We start from the raw sequence: 21,036 nt of genomic DNA, 5'->3' as shown, positions 1-21,036 counted from the left end.
ACCCATCCTTTTTATCCCTTTGTGCAAACCCCGTAGAGCGCCGAGAATCGACGCTTTCCTGTCCTCTCTGATAATCGAGCGTGATGACCATGCAGCATCCAGCACGTACCGAACTCTGGGCCATCCTGCGGCTGGCGGGGCCGTTGATTGCCTCGCAGTTGGCGCACATGCTGATGATCCTCACCGACACCTTGATGATGGCGCGCCTGAGTCCAGAGGCGCTGGCCGGTGGCGGTCTAGGCGCAGCAACTTATTCGTTCGTGTCGATCTTCTGCATTGGCGTGATCGCCGCGGTCGGCACCCTCGTGGCAATCCGTCAGGGTGCCGGCGACATCGTCGGCGCCGCCAGGCTGACCCAGGCCGGGTTATGGCTGGCGTGGTTGATGGCGTTGGTGGCCGGGCTGCTGCTGTGGAACCTCAAGCCGGTGTTGCTGCTGTTCGGCCAGACCGAAACCAACGTCCACGCGGCCGGGCAATTCCTGCTGATCCTGCCGTTCGCCCTGCCCGGCTACCTGAGCTTCATGGCCCTGCGAGGCTTCACCAGTGCCATCGGCCGGGCAACACCGGTGATGGTCATCAGCCTCGGCGGCACCGTGGCCAACTTCCTGCTCAATTACGCATTGATTACCGGCATGTTCGGTCTGCCGAAACTGGGGTTGATGGGCATCGGGCTGGTTACCGCTATTGTCGCCAACTGCATGGCGCTGGCGCTGGCCTGGCACATACGTCGGCATCCGGCCTACGACGCTTATCCCTTGCGTCAGGGCTTGTCGCGACCTAACCGTCAATACCTCAAGGAACTGTGGCGCCTGGGCCTGCCGATTGGTGGCACCTACGCGGTGGAAGTCGGACTGTTTGCGTTCGCCGCGCTGTGCATGGGCACCATGGGCAGTACGCAAATGGGCGCACACCAGATCGCCCTGCAAATCGTCTCGGTGGCGTTCATGGTTCCGGCGGGGATTTCCTATGCGATCACCATGCGCATCGGGCAGCACTACGGCGCCGGGCAGCTGCTGAATGCACGGCTGGCCGGACGGGTCGGGATCGCGTTTGGCGCGGCGGCGATGCTTGCCTTCGCCATGGTCTTCTGGTTGCTGCCGAATCAGTTGATCGGTTTGTTTCTGGACCACAATGACCCGGCGTTCCGCGACGTCATCAACCTGGCCGTGAGCCTGTTGGCGGTCGCCGCGTGGTTCGAGCTGTTCGACGGTACGCAAACCATCGCCATGGGTTGCATTCGTGGGCTCAAGGATGCCAAGACCACGTTCCTGGTGGGCTTGGGGTGCTATTGGCTGATTGGCGCGCCAGCCGCCTGGTGGATGGCCTTCCATTTGAATTGGGGGCCGACGGGTGTCTGGTGGGGATTGGCGCTGGGGCTGGCGTGTGCGGCGGTGAGCCTGACGTGGGCGTTTGAGTGGAAGATGAAACGGATGATCAGGCGCGAACCGGCGCCAGAACAGAACTTCGGGACCGTCCAGACAGAATGAGATCAATGTGGGAGCGGGCTTGCTCGCGAAGGGGGCGTGTCAGTCGACATCATTTTGACTGACATACCGCTTTCGCGAGCACGCCCGCTCCCACATTTGTCCGTGGTTAGTTCACGACTTCCTGTGCAGGCTGTTGGCTGCTGCCGAAGGTCAGGTATTCCACCAGTTCAGCCAACGGCAACGGCTTGCTGATCAAATATCCTTGCACCTGATCGCAGCCAAACCCGCGCAACAGATCCAGTTGCTCCGGCGTTTCTACGCCTTCGGCCACCACTTCCAGATTGAGGTTGTGCGCCAGGTTAATCATCGCGTGGACCAGTTTTCGATTCTCTTCGCGCTGTTCCATGCCGCCGACAAAGCTCTTGTCGATCTTCAATAAGGCAATCGGCAGGCTGTTGAGGTGCACGAACGAAGAGAAACCGGTGCCGAAGTCGTCGAGGGAGAAGCGCACACCCAGACGCCCCAGGGCATCCATGGTCTGTTTGACCAGATCGCTGCGGCGCATCACCGCGGTTTCAGTCAGTTCGAACTCCAGCCATTGCGCCTCGACGCCGCGTTCGGCAATCAACCGACTCAGTGTCGAGAGTAACTGGCTGTCCTGAAACTGCCGGAACGACAGGTTGATCGCCATGTGCAACGCCGGCAAACCCCGCTCGCGCAACGCCTGCATGTCCCGCAGGGCCCGCGAAATCACCCAGTAACCCAGCGGCACGATCAAGCCGCTTTGCTCGGCCAGCGGCACGAATTCGCTGGGAGGCAGCAAGCCGCGCTCGCCATGACGCCAGCGTACCAAGGCTTCGAGGCCGACGATCTGCCCGTCCTCAAGGTTCAGCCGTGGCTGGTAATGCAATTCCAGCTCGTCACGACGCAACGCCCGGCGCAGCTCGCTTTCGAGGTCGGCCATGCTGCGGGCATTGCGGTTGATGCGTTCGTTGAAGATGTGAAAGGTACAGCCCTGCGTACTTTTGGCTTGTTGCATGGCGATGTGTGCGTGCCACATCAGCGGGTCGGCGCCGGCCTGAGCCCGGGCGTGGGCAATACCGAGGCTGGAACCGATCAACAGGCTTTCGCCATCGACCCAGTAAGGTTCGGCCAGCGCTTCCGTAATGCGCTCGGCCATCCATTCGGCGCGCTGAGGCGCGCGGCGGGTGTCGATCAGCAGGGCGAACTCATCACTGCCCAGCCGCGCCAATTGATCGCTGGCCTCAAGCTGGCTTTTCAGCCGCGCGACCACTTGCAGGATCAACCGGTCACCGGCCTGGTGGCCGAGGGCATCGTTGGCATGGCGGAAGTTGTCGAGGTCGAGGTGACCGAGGGCCAGGCCGCGGCCGTCGTTTTCCGCCAGGCGTGCCGCCAGTAAGGTCTGGAAACCCTGGCGATTGGCGATGCCGGTCAGCGGGTCTTGCTCGGCCAGGCGCTGCAGGGTGTTTTCCAGCACGCCACGCTCGCGCACATGCCGCAGGCAACGGCGCAACATGCCGGGATCGAGCAAATCGCGCACCAGCCAGTCACTCACACCATCGGGCGGCGACAGCGGCTCATGTTCGAGCAGCAATACCGTCGGCAGGCTGCAACGGCCAGGTAGAGGTTGAAGCGCTGGAATCGTCAACAACACCGCACCGCGGTTGTCATCGAACAGACTGCTGACTGACTCCCAGCTCGGCGCGCTGATCAGCACGGTCGAGCTCCCCATCGGAGCCAGACACTCACGCAACAACGCTGCCCACGCTGGCTCTTCGGCCAGTAGCAGCAAACGCAAGGGTTCGACAGGCGTAGACAAGCTAGCTCCCTAGACTCTGCAAAGATGTAGGCGGCGGGCATTATGCAGCGCCGGTAACCAATGACCAAATGACCTCGGTTATCAAACGCGGCTTTGTATCTTGAATAACGAACAATAGACGCACATTTATCGCGCATCCTGCGTGAAAGTATCAAAACCGGCAAATATAGATAGCGTGCTGCGTCACAAGTCGGAGAGAGCAGCACAATTCGCTGAGCCTGTTAAAATGCCGGCCCATTTCGCAAACGACTCCCTGACTTCGTATGTCCCGACTCAATCCCCGGCAGCAAGAAGCCGTGAGCTACGTCGGCGGCCCTCTTTTGGTGCTCGCCGGCGCAGGCTCCGGCAAGACCAGCGTGATCACGCGCAAGATCGCCCACCTGATCCAGAACTGTGGCATCCGCGCCCAGTACATCGTCGCCATGACCTTTACCAACAAGGCCGCGCGCGAGATGAAGGAACGGGTCGGCACCTTGCTCAAGGGCGGCGAAGGCCGCGGCCTGACGGTCTGCACCTTCCACAATCTGGGCCTGAACATCATCCGCAAGGAACACGTGCGGCTGGGCTACAAGCCGGGTTTCTCGATCTTCGACGAGACCGACGTCAAAGCCCTGATGACCGACATCATGCAGAAGGAATACTCGGGCGACGACGGCGTCGACGAGATCAAGAACATGATCGGCTCATGGAAAAACGACCTGATCCTGCCGCCCGAAGCCCTGGAAAACGCGCGCAACCCCAAGGAACAGACCGCCGCCATCGTCTACACCCACTATCAGCGCACGCTCAAGGCGTTCAACGCGGTGGACTTCGACGACCTGATCCTGCTGCCGGTGAAGCTGTTCCAGGAACACGCCGACATCCTCGAAAAATGGCAGAACAAAGTCCGCTACCTGCTGGTAGACGAATACCAGGACACCAACGCCAGCCAGTATTTGCTGGTGAAGTTGCTCATCGGCATACGCAACCAGTTCACCGTGGTCGGTGACGACGACCAGTCGATCTACGCCTGGCGCGGCGCCCGGCCGGAAAACCTGATGTTGCTCAAGGACGATTACCCGTCCCTGAAAGTGGTGATGCTGGAGCAAAACTATCGCTCCACCAGCCGCATCCTGCGCTGCGCCAACGTACTGATCTCGAACAACCCGCACGAATTCGAAAAGCAGCTGTGGAGTGAGATGGGCCACGGCGACGAGATCCGCGTGATCCGTTGCCGCAACGAAGACGCCGAAGCCGAACGCGTGGCCGTCGAGTTGCTGACCCTGCACTTGCGCACCGACCGACCGTACAGTGATTTCGCGATCCTGTATCGCGGTAACTACCAGGCCAAGCTGATCGAGCTGAAGCTGCAACACCACCAGATTCCGTATCGCCTGTCCGGCGGCAACAGCTTTTTCGGACGTCAGGAAGTGAAAGACCTGATGGCCTACTTCCGCCTGATCGTGAACCCGGACGACGACAACGCCTTTCTGCGGGTGATCAACGTCCCACGCCGGGAGATCGGTTCGACCACGCTGGAAAAGCTTGGCAACTACGCCACCGAACGCAAAATCTCGATGTACGCCGCCACCGATGAAATCGGTCTGGGCGAGCATCTGGACACGCGCTTCACCGATCGACTGTCGCGCTTCAAGCGCTTCATGGACAAGGTCCGCGAGCAGTGCGCCGGCGAAGACCCGATCTCGGCGCTGCGCAGCATGGTCATGGACATCGACTACGAGAACTGGCTGCGCACCAACAGTTCCAGCGACAAGGCCGCCGATTACCGCATGGGTAACGTCTGGTTCTTGATCGAGGCGTTGAAGAACACCCTCGAAAAAGACGAAGAAGGCGAGATGACCGTCGAAGACGCCATCGGCAAACTCGTCCTGCGCGACATGCTGGAGCGTCAGCAGGAAGAGGAAGACGGCGCAGAAGGCGTGCAGATGATGACCTTGCACGCCTCCAAAGGTCTGGAATTCCCTTACGTGTTCATCATGGGCATGGAAGAGGAAATCCTCCCGCACCGTTCCAGCATCGAAGCCGACACCATTGAAGAAGAACGTCGCTTGGCTTACGTCGGGATTACCCGAGCGCGTCAGACGCTGGCCTTCACCTTCGCCGCCAAGCGTAAGCAATACGGCGAGATCATCGACTGCGCGCCGAGCCGCTTTCTTGATGAGCTGCCGCCGGATGACCTGGCCTGGGAAGGCACCGACGACACACCCGTTGAAGTCAAAGCCGTTCGCGGCAATACCGCATTGGCGGATATACGCGCGATGTTAAAGCGCTAGAATCGACTACTTTTTAACCAGCCTTAGGCGCACAAGCCGCCCGAAGAGGAAAGCTTCATGGAAGCACTGCACAAGAAAATTCGCGAAGAAGGCATCGTGCTTTCCGACCAGGTCCTGAAAGTCGACGCCTTTCTGAACCACCAGATCGACCCGGCCCTGATGAAGCTGATCGGCGACGAATTCGCCACGCTGTTCAAGGATTCGGGCATCACCAAGATCGTCACCATCGAAGCCTCGGGCATTGCGCCGGCGATCATGACCGGCCTGAACCTCGGCGTACCGGTGATTTTTGCGCGCAAGCATCAGTCCCTGACCCTGACCGAAAACCTGCTGTCGGCGACCGTTTACTCGTTCACCAAGCAGACCGAAAGCACCGTGGCGATCTCCCCGCGCCACCTGACCAGCAGCGACCGCGTGTTGATCATCGATGACTTTCTGGCCAACGGTAAGGCGTCGCAAGCGCTGATCTCGATCATCAAACAAGCCGGCGCTACGGTTGCTGGTTTGGGTATCGTGATCGAGAAATCGTTCCAGGGCGGCCGTGCGGAACTGGATGCGCAGGGTTATCGCGTTGAATCGTTGGCGCGCGTGCAGTCGCTGAAGGATGGCGTCGTAACCTTCATCGAATAAACCGCCACACCGCAAAACCAGTGTGGGAGCGGGCTTGCTCGCGAATGCGGTGTGTCAGACGACATCAACTTTGACTGACACACCGCATTCGCGAGCAAGCCCGCTCCCACATTTGGTCTCCGCTGGTCGTTACAAAGCGGTGGCTTTGAGGCCGGTGAGCAATAGCCGCTGAAACAAATCCTCTTTCAGCCCTTCCGGGTTGGTCAGCTGCATCCGTTCCAGATGCTCGGGAAACGATGAAGGCTCCGGCGCATCCAGCGCTGCCTTGCCCAGTTCCAGAATCTCCGAGAGCTTGAACTTGCTCTTCAACCAGTTCAGCGCCCGCAACAGATCCTTCTCCTCAGCGGTGAAATCACAACCCAACGGATACTCCGGAAACAACTGCGGATGCCGCGCCTGGATGGCCTGCAAGCGCTGCGGACTGTTGTCGGCGAACCGTGGATCAATACGGAAATGCTTCGGCAACTTGCCGACTGCCTGAGCCTGCTCGATCAGCCCCAACTGGAAACGTGAATCGCTGATGTTCAGCAACGCCTCGATCACTGCCGCATCGGTCTTGCCTCGCAGATCGGCGATGCCGTACTCGGTGACCACGATGTCTCGCAGGTGCCGCGGGATTGTGCAGTGGCCATACTCCCAGACGATGTTCGAACTGACCTCACCGCCCGACTCGCGCCAGCTGCGCAGGAGCAACACCGAACGCGCCCCTTCCAGCGCATGTCCTTGCGCAACGAAGTTGTATTGCCCACCGACACCGCTGAGCACCCGCCCGTCTTCGAGCTGATCGGCAACGCCGGCACCGAGCAGCGTCATGGTGAACACGGTGTTGATGAAGCGCGCATCGAGGCGCTGCAAGCGTTTGAGTTCTTCCTGACCGTAGAGCTCGTTGATGTAGCTGATGCGGGTCATGTTGAACTCGAGACGCTTGCTGTGCGGCAGCTCGCGCAACCGCTCATAGAAACTGCGCGGCCCAAGGAAGAAACCGCCATGCACCGAGATGCCGTCAGTCTGCGCGGCTTCGTCCAGCGTGCCGGCATTGGCCTGTTGCTGGGTCGGCACATCGGGGTAGACCTTGCGCCGCACAATCCCGGCGTCGGCCAGCACCAGCAAACCGTTGACGAACATTTCGCTGCAACCGTAAAGGCCCTTGGCGAAGGGTTCGACGCCGCCTTCGCGGTCGATGAGTTGCGCCCACTGGCTGAGATTGACGTCCGCCAGCAACGCCTTGTATCCGTCATTGTCGGCCTGCCGCGCCAGCAACGCAGCGGTCAGCGCATCACCCATGGCACCGATGCCGATCTGCAGGGTGCCGCCGTCGCGCACCAGCGTGCTGGCGTGCAGCCCGATGAAGTGATCCTGGAAACCCACCGGCATGTTCGGCGTGGAGAACAGCGTGGTGCTGTCCTTCTCGTCAATCAACAAGTCGAACGTGTCGATACCGATTTCGGCATCGCCGGGCATGTACGGCAAATCATTGTGCACCTGGCCCACCAGCAGGATCGTCTCCCCCGCCGCCCGACGCTTGGCGATCATGGGGAACAGGTCGAGGGTGATGTCCGGGTTGCAGCTCAGGCTCAGGCGGTCGGGGTGCTCGCTGTGGCTGGCCACCAATTGCGCCACCAGGTTCAATCCGGCGGCGTTGATGTCACGAGCGGCGTGGCTGTAATTGCTGCTGACGTAATCCTGCTGGGCCTGTGCGCTGTGGAGCAGGCTGCCGGGCTGCATGAAGAATTGCTGAACATGGATGTTGGATGGCAGGCTGTCGCGATGCAGGTCGGCCAGGAAATCCAGTTCCGGATAATCGCCAAACACCCGCTCAATGAAGGGTTCGAGGAAGCGCTTTTGCAAGCCGTCGCCCAACGCAGGACGACCGAGGCACAGCGCGGTGTAGATCGTCAGCTGCCGTTCGGGCAACTGCGCGATGCGTTGAAACAGCGCGTTGACGAAGTGGTTGGGTTTTCCCAGACCGAGGGGCAGGCCCATGTGGATATGCGCCGGCAACCGTGCCAAGACATCATCGACCGCTTGCTCGATAGAACACAGCTGCACCATCTGATCCTCCCTTACATTCCGTGAACTGGGGTTGGACCGAGCTTGCCGGGTCTTTGCTGCAATGAATAGCCTCGGGCGTAAATCGCAGGCACAAAAAAGCCGCTCGAAAGCGGCTTTTTGCTGAAGATGAAGGCTTATTTCAGGCCGGACATCTTCTGGATGGCGCCTTTAAGCTCGGCGTCTGCGCAATCGGCGCAGGTACCTTTTGGCGGCATCGAGTTGAGGCCGGAGATCGCCTTGGCGAGCAAACCGTCAACACCGCCTTCCTTCTTGGCGCGCTCGCCCCAAGCGGCGGCATCACCGATTTTCGGCGCTCCCAACAGGCCGGTGCCGTGGCAAGCGTTGCAGTGTTTGGCAATCACTTCGTCAGGAGTTTTGGCACCACCGCCGCCTGCAGCAGCAGCGACTTCCATCCCCTTGCACTCTTTACCCTGAACGCAAACCTGGCCGACTGGCTCAAGGCGTTTAGCAATATCGTCGTTGGTCGCAGCTTGTGCGCTGACTGCCCAAAGGGCCAATACGGTTGCTGGTACGGCCAGCATTTTCATAATTAGATTCACGCGTTCACCCTCAATGGTGGCTAGTCACGCCCACGGCCACGGTTCGCAGGCGGGCGCAAGTATAACGGTAAGCCCGCCACACTGAAACAACCCTAAAGTCGAAGGGGTCTTATGCGTGGCGGAAAAACAACTCGGGCACCTCCGCAATACTGGCGGGACGCCTCTTTTCTTAGAAATTCGCTGGAGTAGCTGCGCTGATTAGTCGCGCCGGCGCATCGAACGGATTACGGAAACGGTGCGGTTTAGTGCTTTCAAAGTAGTAGCTGTCGCCGGCTTCGAGCACAAAAGTTTCAAGCCCCACCACCAGTTCAAGTCGACCTTCGAGCAAAATCCCGGTTTCCTCGCCCTCATGGGTGAGCATCTCGTCACCGGTGTCGGCGCCTGGCGGGTAGATTTCGTTGAGGAACGCGATGGCCCGGCTCGGATGAGCCCTGCCGACCAGTTTCATGGTCACTGCGCCATCGGAAATATCGATCAGCTCGTTGGCTTTGTAGACGATCTGAGTCGGTTTTTCCTGCAGGATCTCTTCGGAAAAGAACTCGACCATGGACATGGGAATCCCGCCCAGTACCTTCCTCAGCGAACTGATCGAGGGGCTGACGCTGTTCTTCTCGATCATCGAAATGGTGCTGTTGGTGACGCCCGCGCGTTTGGCGAGTTCACGCTGGGAAAGTCCTTTGAGCTTACGGATGGATTGCAGTCGTTCACCGACGTCCAATGCTGGAGCCTCCAGGGATTCAGGTTGTTGGAATATTGAGCGTTATCATGGCGACAGCGTTCAGTATTTACAACACTTGGACCTGAATCCTGTTCGGTGAAGCGACTTTCGGTCGGGGCGCTTTGACCTAAGCCCCGGAATAGAGCATTGGCACCCGGCGCAGGTTGCAGAAGATCTGGTAAGGAATCGTGCCCGCAGCCGCCGCCACGTCACTGGCGAGAATGTTTTTGCCCCACAACTCGACGGTCGAACCGAGGCCGGCTTGCGGCACATCGGTCAGGTCGATGCAGAGCATGTCCATCGACACCCGGCCAATCAACTGGCTGCGCTGCCCGGCGACCATCACGGGCGTACCGGTCGGTGCCTGACGTGGGTAGCCGTCGGCGTAACCCATGGCCACCACGCCCACGCGCATCGGTTTCTGGGTGATGAATGTAGCGCCGTAACCGATCGGCTCGCCGGCCGGCAGTTCACGCACGCAAATCACTTTCGATTCGAGGGTCATCACCGGTTGCAGGCGGGACGCCACGGCATTGGCTTCTTCAAACGGAGTAGCGCCGTAGAGCATGATGCCCGGGCGAACCCAATCACTCGGAATTTGCGGCCAACCGAGCACTGCCGGCGAGTTACGCAGGCTGACCTCAGCCGACAAGCCCTGGCGCGCAGCTTCGAACACCGCGACCTGCTCGGCACTGGCCTGACTGTGCAGCTCATCAGCCCGGGCGAAGTGACTCATCAGTACAATCTTCGCCACCTTGCCGCTGGCCAGCAGCCGTTGATAGGCCGCCTGATAATCCTTTGGATGCAAGCCCACCCGATGCATGCCCGAATCGAGTTTGAGCCAGACCGTGATCGGCTTACTCAGTGCAGCGTTCTCGATGGCTTCGAGCTGCCACAGCGAATGCACCACGCACCAGAAGTCATGCTCGACGATCAGTGACAACTCATCGGCTTCGAAAAAACCTTCCAGCAACAACACCGGCGCACGAATGCCCGCGGCCCGCAGCTCCAACGCTTCTTCGATACAGGCCACGGCAAAACCGTCTGCCTCGGCTTCCAGCGCCTGGGCGCAACGCACCGCGCCATGACCGTAGGCATCGGCCTTGATCACCGCGAGGGCCTTGGCCCCCGTGACTTCACGGGCGATTTGGTAGTTGTGACGCAGGGCTTGAAGGTCGATCAGGGCACGGGCAGGACGCATGGCGGCAGACTTCTGGTCGGGTCATTGGGGAAGAAAAACCGGCGCTGGCTGACGGCGTGAACCGCCAGTAGCACCGGGAGAGGGATCTTTCTGACGGGCTTATGGCAGAGCGGCGACAACCGACAGCTCAACCAGGATTTGCGGTTCGCACAACTTCGATTCAACGGTGGCACGGGCCGGTGCGACGCCTTTTGGCAGCCACTTGTCCCAGACCGCGTTCATGCCTTCAAAGTGTGCATCAATGTCTTTCAAGTAAATCGTCACCGACAGCAGACGGCTCTTGTCGGTCCCGGCCAGATCCAGCAAACGCTCGATGTTGGCAAGAGTTTCACGGGTCTGCTGTTCAATCCCGGCGTTCATATCGTCGCCGACCTGCCCTGCCAGATACACGGTACCGCTGTGGACTACGATCTGGCTCATGCGCTCATTGGTGAGCTGGCGCTGGATTGACATGTTTTGCAGACTCCTGGAGTTTTTTACCGTAACGGGAAATATCGAGGCCTTCGGCGCTGATTTGCGGCGTTTTCTTCGCCATCAGATCGGCCAGCAAGCGACCGGAACCGCACGCCATGGTCCAACCAAGCGTGCCGTGACCCGTGTTCAAAAACAGATTGCTGAACGGCGTAGCACCCACGATCGGCGTGCCGTCCGGGGTAGTCGGACGCAGACCGGTCCAGAAACTCGCCTGGGCCAGATCGCCGCCCTGAGGATAGAGGTCGTTGACGATCATCTCCAGGGTTTCACGCCGACGCGGGTTCAGCGACAGGTCAAAACCGGCTATTTCAGCCATGCCGCCGACGCGGATGCGGTTGTCGAAACGAGTGATCGCGACCTTGTAGGTCTCATCGAGGATAGTCGATGTCGGGGCCATCGCCGGGTTAGTAATCGGCACGGTCAGGGAGTAACCCTTGAGCGGATACACCGGCGCCTTGATACCCAGCGGCTTGAGCAGTTGCGGCGAGTAGCTGCCCAGGGCCAGCACGTAGCGATCCGCGGTTTCCAGCTTGCCGTCGATCCAGACACCATTGATGCGGTCGCCGGCGTAGTCGAGACGTTGAATGTCCTGGTCGAAGCGGAATTCCACACCGAGTTTGGTAGCCATTTCGACCAGGCGAGTGGTGAACATCTGGCAGTCGCCGGTCTGGTCGTTCGGCAGGCGCAGGGCACCGGCGAGGATGTCGGTGACGCTGGCCAGCGCCGGCTCAACGCGGGCAATGCCGGCGCGGTCGAGCAATTCGAACGGCACGCCGGACTCTTTCAGCACGGCGATGTCTTTCCAGGCGCCGTCGAGTTGAGCCTGGGTGCGGAACAATTGGGTAGTACCGAGGCTGCGGCCTTCGTAGGCAATGCCAGTTTCGGCGCGCAATTCATCGAGGCAGTCACGGCTGTACTCGGACAGACGGACCATGCGCTCCTTGTTCACCGCATAACGGCTGGCGGTGCAGTTGCGCAGCATCTGCGCCATCCACAGGTATTGGTCGATGTCGGCGGTGGCCTTGATCGCCAGCGGTGCGTGCCGCTGCAACAGCCACTTGATGGCTTTAAGCGGAACACCCGGCGCAGCCCACGGCGAGGCATAACCCGGCGACACCTGCCCGGCGTTGGCGAAACTGGTCTCCATGGCAGCGGCCGGCTGACGGTCCACGACCACCACTTCAAACCCGGCACGCGCCAGATAGTAAGCACTGGTGGTACCGATGACGCCGCTACCCAAGACCATAACGCGCATTTTCATATCCCTCATCGCGGCTTGCCGCTGACGTTCGTAGTTGTCGAGCATTGATGTGCGCAGTGTAAAAAAGATTAGGCAGTGCTTTTCACTATATAAGTGCCTATATTTGGCGAGAATTCTCGGCAAAAACGCTTTTCACGGAGGCGCATCCCCTATGCGTACCAACACTCAGACCAAACGTGAGCTGGACAAGATCGACCGCAACATCCTGCGGATCCTGCAAGCGGACGGACGCATCTCCTTCACCGAGCTGGGGGAAAAGGTCGGGCTCTCGACCACGCCGTGTACCGAGCGGGTCCGGCGGCTGGAGCGCGAAGGGATCATCATGGGCTACAACGCCCGGCTCAATCCGCAGCACCTCAAGGGTAGTCTTCTGGTGTTCGTCGAGATCAGCCTCGACTACAAATCCGGCGATACTTTCGAAGAGTTCCGACGCGCGGTCCTGAAGCTTCCCCACGTGCTGGAGTGCCATTTGGTGTCAGGGGATTTCGACTATCTGGTGAAGGCGCGGATTTCCGAGATGGCCTCGTACCGCAAGTTGCTGGGCGACATCCTGCTCAAGCTGCCGCATGTGCGCGAATCCAAGAGCTACATCGTGATGGAAGAGGTGAAAGAGAGTTTGTGCCTGCCGATTCCGGATTGAGTCTTTGTGGTGACTGGTCGGCCGCCTTCGCGAGCAAGCCCGCTCCCACAGTGATCTTCACTGGCCACAAATTCTGTGTCTTGCACAGATCCATGTGGGAGCGGCGGTGCGGCGATCCGACTTGCTCGCGAATGCAGGCGACTCGGTCTTTCCTTAGACCAGAACCTGCCGCGTCGAAGCCATGTACTCATGAATCTGCTTTTCAACCCGCGGATGAATCAGCTCCACCGGCCCCCGCCCATTCGGGCACGGTAAGGTCTTTGTGGTGCCGAACAGCCGACAGATCAGCGGCCGTTCGTCATACACGGTGCAGCCGTCGGGTCCGAGGTGAACGCAATTGAGTTCGTCCATCGCAGCATCCTGCTCGGCGCGGGTCTTGCGCGGCAGGCGGGACATTTCTTCCGGTGAGGTGGTTACCGGCCCACAGCAGTCATGGCAGCCGGGCACGCACTCGAACGAGGGAATCTGCTGCCGTAACGTGCGAATTTTCTGACTGTTGCAGCTCATCGAAGCGGTAACCAAAAGCGGAATAGAGCGCGATTCTGACGTAAAAGCCCTGATCCAGACAGCACCAACCGACCAGTGTTGCCGGTGTCCGAAGGTCCGGCTTATGCTCCGTCAAATTTTCTAAACACACGAATCAGGACCACGCACATGAATGCCGGTGCTCAGCAACCTGCCCCGAACCACCAGCACCCTGCTTCTTACTACGCCGCCAGCAGCCTTCCGCAGCCCGATCATCCAGTGCTCACAGACGACCTGGTGGCTGACGTGTGCGTGGTCGGTGGCGGGTTCTCCGGGTTGAACACGGCGCTCGAACTGGCCGAACGCGGTTTCAGCGTGGTCCTGCTCGAAGCGCACAAGATCGGCTGGGGCGCGAGCGGGCGCAATGGCGGGCAATTGATTCGGGGCGTCGGCCACGGCCTCGATCAGTTCGCCAACGTGATCGGTGCGGACGGCGTGCGTCAGATGAAACTTATGGGACTGGAAGCGGTGGAAATCGTCCGACAGCGCGTCGAGCGTTTTCAGATCCCTTGCGACTTGACCTGGGGTTATTGCGACCTCGCTAACAAGCCTCGCGACCTTGAAGGTTTTGCCGAAGACGCCGAAGAGCTGCGCAGCCTCGGTTACCGTTACGAAACCCGGCTGCTGCAAGCCAGCGAAATGCATTCCGTTGTGGGTTCCGACCGTTACGTCGGCGGTTTGATCGACATGGGCTCGGGGCACCTGCATCCGCTGAACCTGGCATTGGGCGAAGCGGCCGCCGCGCAGCAGTTGGGGGTGAAGCTGTTCGAACAATCGGCGGCCACCCGCATCGACTATGGCCCCGAGGTCAAAGTCCATACCGCCCAGGGCTCGGTTCGCGCCAAGACGCTGGTGCTGGGCTGCAACGCCTACCTCAATGAACTCAATCCCGAACTCGGCGGCAAGGTGCTGCCCGCCGGCAGCTACATCATCGCCACCGAACCCTTGAGTGAAGCGCTGGCACACTCGCTACTGCCGCAGAACATGGCGGTCTGCGATCAACGGGTGGCGCTGGATTACTACCGGCTCTCGGCGGACCGCCGCTTGCTGTTTGGCGGCGCCTGCCATTATTCAGGTCGCGACCCGAAGGACATCGCCGCCTACATGCGGCCGAAGATGCTGGAGGTTTTCCCGCAACTGGCCGGGGTCAAGATCGACTATCAATGGGGCGGGATGATCGGCATCGGCGCCAACCGTCTGCCGCAGATCGGCCGGCTCAAGGATCAGCCGAATGTGTATTACGCCCAGGCTTATTCCGGTCATGGCGTGAATGCCACGCACCTCGCGGGGAAGTTGTTGGCTGAAGCTATCAGTGGCCAGCAGGGTGGTGGGTTTGATCTGTTTGCCAAGGTGCCGCATATCACGTTCCCTGGCGGTAAGCATTTGCGCTCGCCGTTGTTGGCGTTGGGGATGTTGTGGCATCGGCTTAAAGAGTTGGTCTGAACCTGATTAAGCGACATATCCGCCTTTGTAGCAGCTGACGAGCACTGCGAGGCAGCGTTCGGCGGCGAAGCCGTCGCAAATCCTGCAACCGCGCTCTTTCAGGCAAACCGCGGTGTCTGATTTACGACTGCTTCGCCGCCGAACGCTGCCTCGCGGTGCTCGTCAGCTGCTACAAGGGATCGCATTTCATCTCACAGACGCCAGAAAGGCTTGAGCCCCTCCTCCCGCGCCTGCGCCCGACTCAACCCAACGTCCTTAAGCTGCTCAGTCGTGAGCTCCAGCAACGCCTTGCGCGTGTGCAGACGATGCCAGAACAGGCCCCAGCGACTCAGGCCGGACGGTGCGTTGCGCATGACCGCCTCGCGTGCGCCGTTGTTTTGCCCTGCCGCCAGTTCCTGACTGTGTAACGTCAGCCGCACATCGCTCAAGCCGTTCATTTTGATTGCTCCTGTTTACTTGGGTAGCCAGAGCTTTCATGATGCGTCGACGGCAAAAAGCATTACAGATTCAACGAGACTGTATTAACTCCATACAGATTTTGCATTTCAGCGTCTGAATCCAATATTTTCGACCCATCTGTACTGGTTAACCGAACCACCCACACCGAGACTGCGCCATGACCCTTTACGTCAACCTCGCCGAACTACTCGGCACGCGGATCGAACAGGGCTTCTATCGCCCCGGCGACCGGCTGCCGTCGGTGCGGGCGTTAAGTGTTGAACACGGCGTCAGCCTGAGCACAGTGCAGCAGGCCTATCGCGTGCTGGAAGACAGCGGATTGGCGACACCGAAACCCAAATCCGGCTACTTCGTTCCGGTGGGTCGCGAGCTGCCGGAGCTGCCGGCCATTGGTCGCCCGGCCCAGCGTCCGGTGGATATTTCCCAGTGGGATCAGGTACTGGAGTTGATTCGCGCCGTGCCACGCAAGGACGTCGTGCAACTGGGTCGCGGCATGCCGGACATCACCACGCCGACCATGAAACCGCTGCTGCGCAACCTGGCGCGGATCAGCCGTCGGCAGGACATGCCCGGCCTGTATTACGACAACATCTACGGCACCCTCGAACTGCGCGAACAGATCGCCCGTCTGATGCTGGATTCCGGTTGCCAATTGACGGCCCACGACCTGGTGATCACTACCGGTTGCCACGAAGCGCTGTCCACCAGCATCCGCTCCATCTGCGAACCGGGCGACATTGTCGCTGTGGATTCGCCAAGCTTTCACGGCGCCATGCAGACACTCAAGGGCCTGGGCATGAAAGCCCTGGAAATCCCCACCGACCCGCTCACCGGGATCAGTCTCGATGCGCTGGAACTGGCCTTGGAACAATGGCCGATCAAAGCCATACAGTTGACGCCCAACTGCAACAATCCGCTGGGCTACATCATGCCGGAGTCGCGAAAACGCGCGTTGTTGACACTCGCACAGCGCTTCGACGTGGCGATCATCGAGGATGATGTGTATGGCGAACTGGCCTACACCTACCCGCGCCCGCGCACGATCAAATCCTTCGACGAAGACGGTCGGGTCCTACTGTGCAGTTCCTTTTCCAAGACCCTGGCGCCGGGGCTGCGTATCGGTTGGGTGGCGCCGGGACGGTATCTCGAACGTGTGCTGCACATGAAATACATCAGCACCGGCTCCACGGCGCCGCAGCCGCAGATTGCCATCGCCGAATTCCTCAAGGCGGGGCACTTCGAGCCGCATTTGCGACGGATGCGTACGCAATACCAGCGCAATCGCGACTTGATGATCGATTGGGTCACCCGCTATTTCCCGGTCGGCACCCGCGCCAGTCGTCCACAAGGCAGCTTCATGTTGTGGGTTGAGCTACCGGAAGGCTTCGACACTCTGAAACTGAATCGTGCGCTGCATGATCAAGGCGTACAAATTGCCGTCGGCAGTATCTTTTCCGCCTCCGGCAAATACCGCAATTGCCTGCGGATGAACTACGCTGCCAAGCCAACACCGCAGATCGAAGACGCGGTGCGCAAGGTCGGTGCCGCAGCGATCAGACTCCTGGCAGAGGTTGATCACTGACAGGCTATGCCTTGGCGCGATTACTCCAGCTCAATGCGGATTCGACTTTCGAGGGTTTTAATATCACGCACCCGGGTCGCCTCCTCATTGATCCGGGCGTCGAGTTCCAACTCCAGATCCCAACGTGTGCCCAGCGCAGCGGCCCCGTTATGCCACGGCATGATCCGCTCACCCGGACGCAATAGACCCGAATCAACGGGGCTCTCCTCGCCTTCTCGCCGCCACGCAATTGCAGCACCATCCAGCCGGGCAGACAGTACGCGGACCTGCAACACTCCATCGCCAAACGGGTAGTGCTGCGTATCCACCATTGCGCCGTCCAGCCAGATACTCATCGGCGTTGGCGCATCACATTGCACCTGCAGCCGGGTGTGTCGCTTGCCCAGGTTCAACGGCTCCCCGGCTGGCGAACGCCCGAGTAACTCCCCGCGAGTGGCCGAGCCAAAATCGATCGAGGACGGCGCAAGGGTTAACGTGCAGCGCTGCGCAGCCATCGCAGGAGTAGCGCAAACAGGCAGAAAAACACTGAAAAGCAAGCGGACGAATATTGCTCGCAGCGTGCGAGGAGCAAACGAAATATCAGGTGGATTTTTCATCGGTAGCCCTTGATCAAAATGAATACTTCAAGCCTCCTCGCAGACGCTTTCGGCGGTCTCGAACAACACCGAAGACTCAGACTTTTGAGCGAGGCTGACATTGAGCCTGCACGATGCCCCGTCCGGCAGCGTCAACCGCAGCTGCATCTCGGGACGGGCGTCGATAAGAAAGATTTTCCCTGTGTCGACGACCGTCGTCAGGTAGCGCTGATCGTCGTCATAAACGCCCACGCCTTGAGTCACCGGCCGACCATCCGCCCGGCGCGCCATTAACAATACGCGGCGGGCGCTGATGACCGAAAAGTCGAACGCCTGAACCGAGCCGCGCCCGGCCTCGACTTCCTGATAGCCATTGAGCACATCGATGCTGCGCGGCAGGCTGGCGGTATCGATCTCGATCCGGCCCGTGCGATAGGCCGGCAGACTGGCCGCGACCGCACGACCGGCACTGTCAGTCCACACCGGCCCCTGCGGCGTGCGCAGTTTGATGCCGGCATCTTCACCGATCTTCACCAGCCCGAACGTGTCGCGCAACGGATAGGGCGACGGTGTGATGCCATTGGAGTGAATGGCCAAACCACCGCGCATGGCCGCGTCATACCCCGTCGCTCCGGCACCGCTATGGGAATAGCCGAGGTCGACGCTGGTATAGCGCGGCAACAGACTGAGGCGTCCATTCATATCGAATTGTCCTTCTGCCGCTCGATCGACACCGATGGTGTAGCCCAGCGTGTCATCGACCTGTTCGCTCAATTGCGCCCCCGTGCGCAGCCCATTTACCCGGTCGTGGCGGGCGTAATGACTGAGGCTACGTCGCGGGCCCAAGGTAAAACTCAGTGAAGCGAACGCCGCGGTTCCGGGACTGTGTTGCACCGACGCACCTAAACTTTTTTCCAGTCTCAGCGAAAAGTGAGTGTCCTTGAAGGCGCTGGACGACCAGGAAAGTCCCAAACGAGATTGCGCTCGCCCGTTGACCGTGGCGTTGCGCGAGACCACGGCACCCAACGTCCCCAGCTTATCCAGCGAACCGTTCACCGACGCGCTCAACTGCTGGCTGGCACGTGATTCGGGGGCTTTGCGTTTTTCGTTCCAGGCCGTATCGGTCAGCGTCCGGAAGCCCTCGGTCTGCTGCGAAGCAGTAAGGCCGGCGGACAAGCGGCGGTTGATGGCTGTGCTAATTGAGGCTTGAAGTTGTGAGCCACGCAATTGCACCGCAGCAGTGCTGGAGAACACATGTTGAGCGCTGATCGTGGTGCGATCAGTCAGTGCCTGCTGGAGACCCCAGCCGACTGCCTGATACTCACCGGCCCCCATCAGAGCAGCACTCAAATGTGTGCTTGCACCCCACTGCCAGCTGCGGGTCGCGGCAGCAAACAAGGGTGTTTCACGATCATCGCTACCGAACCGGCGAACCTGACCTGCCGCCAAGGTGTAGCCGGTAGGTCCTGCGTTGCTGCCGCGGCGCAAGGTTGCCGACGGCACCATAAATTGGTGCTGTGAACCACCGTCCTCGTGCACCGTCACGTCCAGATCGAGGTTGAGACTCAGCAGCGGTAAACCACTTAGGGTAAAAGGCCCACTCGGCACCAGGGTCGCGTAAATCACCACACCATTTTGTCGCACCTCGACGCGAGCAGGCGAGTACGCCACCCCTTCGACAACCGTGTTGCTGCCAATCCCCTCGTTGGTCAAGGTGCTGAGTGCGGTTTCCGGCAGTAACTGAACCCCGGTAAACGCGCCACCCGCCAGGAGCGGCGCTGCCAAGGTGAGTTGCCCGAACTGCATCCGGGTCTGTTGTTTTTCCCACGTGTGCTCGGCATACGCATACAGATGTTCGGCGCGCCTGACACCCTCGTACGCGCTATAGGATTGTCGGCTGCGTACAAGCCAGTCCCCGCCATTCAGACCGACCTCGGTGTTGAAGTTGCGGTACTGACTGGACTGGCCATTGAATTTCCGGCTGACCAGCAATGCGTCGTAATTCAACAGTCCGGCGCTTCCGCCATTGGAGAAGCTGCGTTGCATCGGTACCGGCGATAGCAAGGCATGGGTTGGAACCCGCAAGGCCACTTCTTCCCTACCGGGAAGGAGACGCACCACGGCCTCGGGAAACGCTTGGGTAAAGGGCAGGCATGCGCCAATGTCCTGAGCTTCCAGTGTGCGCTCGGGCGCGTGAATGCCTGCACTGGCCAGCAGCGAGGAGTCCACGCACAGCTCACCGTGTTCATTGAACGTTGCGTGGATGCGCCCCTTCGCCACGCCGTTAACCTCGAGGGTCACCCGCCGCAGGCCTTGCTCGAACCGGGGCGCCAGGCGGAAGTACTGCGCGAGTTGTGGATCGATCCCGCGCGCCTTGAGAACCTGGGCATCAAAGACAACGCCCTCATCAGCCACAACGTTGCCGAGCGTAGCCGCCATGAGAGTGATGCCAACCACACCTCTTATCCCTGCGGCTATCCATACGCAGGTGCCACGCATTACCTGACGACCAAGGGCGCATCGTAGCTGCCCACTGCGAACCCGTAAGTGCTCGCAGGCGACAAGCGCACAGTCGCACCCACCACCACAACGCCCGTAAGTACCAGCTCCTCGCCGGGCAGCACGTAAGTACGCGGTAAATCCAGCGGTATGCCGAGGGGCATGATGCTGACCGACTTTGCCAGCCGGACTATATACGGACTGGCGTTTTTGACCTGAACCTTACCGCCCTGTAACGACCAGTTCAGACGCTTCCAGGGTTCACGTTCGACCGGCAGATGGGCCGGGCGCAGGATCACTGGAATATTCTGGCGCACACCCAGTTTCACTTGAGCCTGCCCTCCGGTTTCGGCAGGCAGAATGCCCTCGAAGATGACGCGCTTCAGGCGTTCGGTTTCGAGGGGTTTGGCACTTTGTAGAATAAACCTGAGCTGCTGGGTTGCACCCGCCTCGACACGCGCCACCGGCTGGGTGACGACCAGCAGATGCTCACTGTCCTGGGGAATATCCTCAATCACGGTGTACAACAACGCAGGCTGGTCGTCAGTGTTCCGAACGTTGATTGTTGCTTCGCCGATGGCCTCATCCACCAGCAGCACCGGAACCTCCGGCACCATGCCAACGGCGAACGCGCTCGTACTGGAAACGGCCATACCGATAGCGATGAACGCACCCAGCGCGACCTGCTTTTTTAATGAAAACATAATGATTTCCAGGCGTGCCAACGCAGCACCGCGAGGCAGCACGTGCGCTGAAGCGCAGCTTTTATCAAAGAGACCTGACGGTAGGCACACGTGATCCGGGACGACTGCGCGAGCAGTCGCCTTCGTGTCGCCAGATAGATACCAGATATGCCCGGGAGCTTGGCCGTAGCCGT

The 21,036-nt window shown here is 60.1% G+C and carries 18 protein-coding genes; 6 read left to right on the top strand and 12 right to left on the bottom strand.

What is annotated here, in order from left to right; all coding sequences use genetic code 11:
* Positions 1-89: 89 nt before the first annotated feature.
* Positions 90-1,487, top strand: coding sequence for a NorM family multidrug efflux MATE transporter (locus tag CUN63_RS13390; RefSeq protein WP_129440025.1), 1,398 nt, complete (start codon positions 90-92; stop codon positions 1,485-1,487).
* Positions 1,488-1,593: 106 nt separating this feature from the next.
* On the opposite strand, the gene CUN63_RS13385 is transcribed toward CUN63_RS13390, so the two are convergent.
* Complete coding sequence (locus CUN63_RS13385) at positions 1,594-3,267, bottom strand: bifunctional diguanylate cyclase/phosphodiesterase (protein WP_129440023.1); 1,674 nt, start codon at positions 3,265-3,267, stop codon at positions 1,594-1,596.
* Between the two features lie 263 nt (positions 3,268-3,530).
* Here CUN63_RS13385 and rep point away from each other — a divergent pair, with 263 nt between their 5' ends.
* Together rep and CUN63_RS13375 are read left to right on the top strand one after the other, a co-directional pair.
* Positions 3,531-5,540 (top strand): DNA helicase Rep, encoded by a 2,010-nt coding sequence (gene rep / locus CUN63_RS13380; RefSeq protein WP_008150203.1) that lies wholly within the window; start codon positions 3,531-3,533, stop codon positions 5,538-5,540.
* Between the two features lie 57 nt (positions 5,541-5,597).
* Positions 5,598-6,170: a xanthine phosphoribosyltransferase gene (locus tag CUN63_RS13375; RefSeq protein WP_007934646.1), complete on the top strand. Its 573-nt coding sequence runs from the start codon at positions 5,598-5,600 to the stop codon at positions 6,168-6,170.
* A 129-nt stretch (positions 6,171-6,299) separates the two neighbouring features.
* On the opposite strand, the gene CUN63_RS13370 is transcribed toward CUN63_RS13375, so the two are convergent.
* The 6 genes from CUN63_RS13370 to dadA form a co-directional block, all read right to left on the bottom strand.
* Positions 6,300-8,222: an acetyl-CoA hydrolase/transferase C-terminal domain-containing protein gene (locus CUN63_RS13370; RefSeq protein ID WP_129440021.1), complete on the bottom strand. Its 1,923-nt coding sequence runs from the start codon at positions 8,220-8,222 to the stop codon at positions 6,300-6,302.
* A gap of 134 nt (positions 8,223-8,356) precedes the next feature.
* Positions 8,357-8,782, bottom strand: a complete 426-nt coding sequence (locus CUN63_RS13365; RefSeq protein WP_129440019.1) for a cytochrome c5 family protein — start codon at positions 8,780-8,782, stop codon at positions 8,357-8,359.
* Between the two features lie 169 nt (positions 8,783-8,951).
* Positions 8,952-9,500, bottom strand: coding sequence for a cupin domain-containing protein (locus CUN63_RS13360; RefSeq protein ID WP_008150195.1), 549 nt, complete (start codon positions 9,498-9,500; stop codon positions 8,952-8,954).
* A gap of 127 nt (positions 9,501-9,627) precedes the next feature.
* Positions 9,628-10,701 (bottom strand): alanine racemase, encoded by a 1,074-nt coding sequence (alr, locus tag CUN63_RS13355; protein ID WP_129440017.1) that lies wholly within the window; start codon positions 10,699-10,701, stop codon positions 9,628-9,630.
* Between the two features lie 99 nt (positions 10,702-10,800).
* The gene (locus CUN63_RS13350; protein WP_076029299.1) at positions 10,801-11,154 is read right to left on the bottom strand and encodes a RidA family protein; all 354 of its coding nucleotides are present in this window, start codon (positions 11,152-11,154) and stop codon (positions 10,801-10,803) included.
* Positions 11,126-12,430: a D-amino acid dehydrogenase gene (gene dadA / locus CUN63_RS13345; RefSeq protein ID WP_074880408.1), complete on the bottom strand. Its 1,305-nt coding sequence runs from the start codon at positions 12,428-12,430 to the stop codon at positions 11,126-11,128. The genes CUN63_RS13350 and dadA overlap by 29 nt, the downstream gene beginning before the upstream one ends.
* 157 nt (positions 12,431-12,587) lie before the next feature.
* Here dadA and CUN63_RS13340 point away from each other — a divergent pair, with 157 nt between their 5' ends.
* Positions 12,588-13,076: an Lrp/AsnC ligand binding domain-containing protein gene (locus CUN63_RS13340; protein WP_010465173.1), complete on the top strand. Its 489-nt coding sequence runs from the start codon at positions 12,588-12,590 to the stop codon at positions 13,074-13,076.
* A 153-nt stretch (positions 13,077-13,229) separates the two neighbouring features.
* On the opposite strand, the gene CUN63_RS13335 is transcribed toward CUN63_RS13340, so the two are convergent.
* The gene (locus CUN63_RS13335; protein ID WP_064680422.1) at positions 13,230-13,583 is read right to left on the bottom strand and encodes a YkgJ family cysteine cluster protein; all 354 of its coding nucleotides are present in this window, start codon (positions 13,581-13,583) and stop codon (positions 13,230-13,232) included.
* A 147-nt stretch (positions 13,584-13,730) separates the two neighbouring features.
* Here CUN63_RS13335 and CUN63_RS13330 point away from each other — a divergent pair, with 147 nt between their 5' ends.
* A complete protein-coding gene (locus tag CUN63_RS13330; RefSeq protein ID WP_129440015.1) occupies positions 13,731-15,044 on the top strand; it encodes an FAD-binding oxidoreductase in 1,314 nt (437 codons plus the stop codon).
* 191 nt (positions 15,045-15,235) lie between these two features.
* On the opposite strand, the gene CUN63_RS13325 is transcribed toward CUN63_RS13330, so the two are convergent.
* Positions 15,236-15,481 (bottom strand): DUF1127 domain-containing protein, encoded by a 246-nt coding sequence (locus tag CUN63_RS13325; RefSeq protein ID WP_129440013.1) that lies wholly within the window; start codon positions 15,479-15,481, stop codon positions 15,236-15,238.
* 179 nt (positions 15,482-15,660) lie between these two features.
* Between CUN63_RS13325 and CUN63_RS13320 the strand changes: the two genes are divergently transcribed.
* Complete coding sequence (locus CUN63_RS13320; RefSeq protein WP_129440011.1) at positions 15,661-17,085, top strand: PLP-dependent aminotransferase family protein; 1,425 nt, start codon at positions 15,661-15,663, stop codon at positions 17,083-17,085.
* A 20-nt stretch (positions 17,086-17,105) separates the two neighbouring features.
* On the opposite strand, the gene CUN63_RS13315 is transcribed toward CUN63_RS13320, so the two are convergent.
* The 3 genes from CUN63_RS13315 to CUN63_RS13305 are packed head-to-tail and all read right to left on the bottom strand — an operon-like array spanning position 17,106 to position 20,884.
* Positions 17,106-17,681: a hypothetical protein gene (locus tag CUN63_RS13315; protein WP_129440009.1), complete on the bottom strand. Its 576-nt coding sequence runs from the start codon at positions 17,679-17,681 to the stop codon at positions 17,106-17,108.
* A gap of 27 nt (positions 17,682-17,708) precedes the next feature.
* Complete coding sequence (locus CUN63_RS13310) at positions 17,709-20,117, bottom strand: fimbria/pilus outer membrane usher protein (RefSeq protein ID WP_256657727.1); 2,409 nt, start codon at positions 20,115-20,117, stop codon at positions 17,709-17,711.
* Between the two features lie 41 nt (positions 20,118-20,158).
* Positions 20,159-20,884 (bottom strand): fimbria/pilus chaperone family protein, encoded by a 726-nt coding sequence (locus CUN63_RS13305; RefSeq protein ID WP_256657725.1) that lies wholly within the window; start codon positions 20,882-20,884, stop codon positions 20,159-20,161.
* Positions 20,885-21,036: the final 152 nt, after the last annotated feature.

The organism is Pseudomonas sp. ACM7 (assembly GCF_004136015.1).
GTDB classification, from domain to species: Bacteria; Pseudomonadota; Gammaproteobacteria; order Pseudomonadales; family Pseudomonadaceae; genus Aquipseudomonas; species Aquipseudomonas frigoris.
Note: the sequence above shows the minus strand (reverse complement) of the source record. Positions and strands in the feature narration are given on the sequence as shown.

Coding starts and splice junctions, on each gene's coding strand:
- rep (WP_008150203.1), top strand. CDS start 3,531: ATGTCCCGACTCAATCCCCGGCAGCAAGAAGCCGTGAGCTACGTCGGC.
- CUN63_RS13315 (WP_129440009.1), bottom strand. CDS start 17,681: ATGAAAAATCCACCTGATATTTCGTTTGCTCCTCGCACGCTGCGAGCA.
- CUN63_RS13335 (WP_064680422.1), bottom strand. CDS start 13,583: ATGAGCTGCAACAGTCAGAAAATTCGCACGTTACGGCAGCAGATTCCC.
- CUN63_RS13370 (WP_129440021.1), bottom strand. CDS start 8,222: ATGGTGCAGCTGTGTTCTATCGAGCAAGCGGTCGATGATGTCTTGGCA.
- CUN63_RS13340 (WP_010465173.1), top strand. CDS start 12,588: ATGCGTACCAACACTCAGACCAAACGTGAGCTGGACAAGATCGACCGC.
- CUN63_RS13375 (WP_007934646.1), top strand. CDS start 5,598: ATGGAAGCACTGCACAAGAAAATTCGCGAAGAAGGCATCGTGCTTTCC.
- CUN63_RS13325 (WP_129440013.1), bottom strand. CDS start 15,481: ATGAACGGCTTGAGCGATGTGCGGCTGACGTTACACAGTCAGGAACTG.
- CUN63_RS13390 (WP_129440025.1), top strand. CDS start 90: ATGCAGCATCCAGCACGTACCGAACTCTGGGCCATCCTGCGGCTGGCG.
- alr (WP_129440017.1), bottom strand. CDS start 10,701: ATGCGTCCTGCCCGTGCCCTGATCGACCTTCAAGCCCTGCGTCACAAC.
- CUN63_RS13320 (WP_129440011.1), top strand. CDS start 15,661: ATGACCCTTTACGTCAACCTCGCCGAACTACTCGGCACGCGGATCGAA.
- CUN63_RS13330 (WP_129440015.1), top strand. CDS start 13,731: ATGAATGCCGGTGCTCAGCAACCTGCCCCGAACCACCAGCACCCTGCT.
- CUN63_RS13350 (WP_076029299.1), bottom strand. CDS start 11,154: ATGTCAATCCAGCGCCAGCTCACCAATGAGCGCATGAGCCAGATCGTA.
- dadA (WP_074880408.1), bottom strand. CDS start 12,430: ATGCGCGTTATGGTCTTGGGTAGCGGCGTCATCGGTACCACCAGTGCT.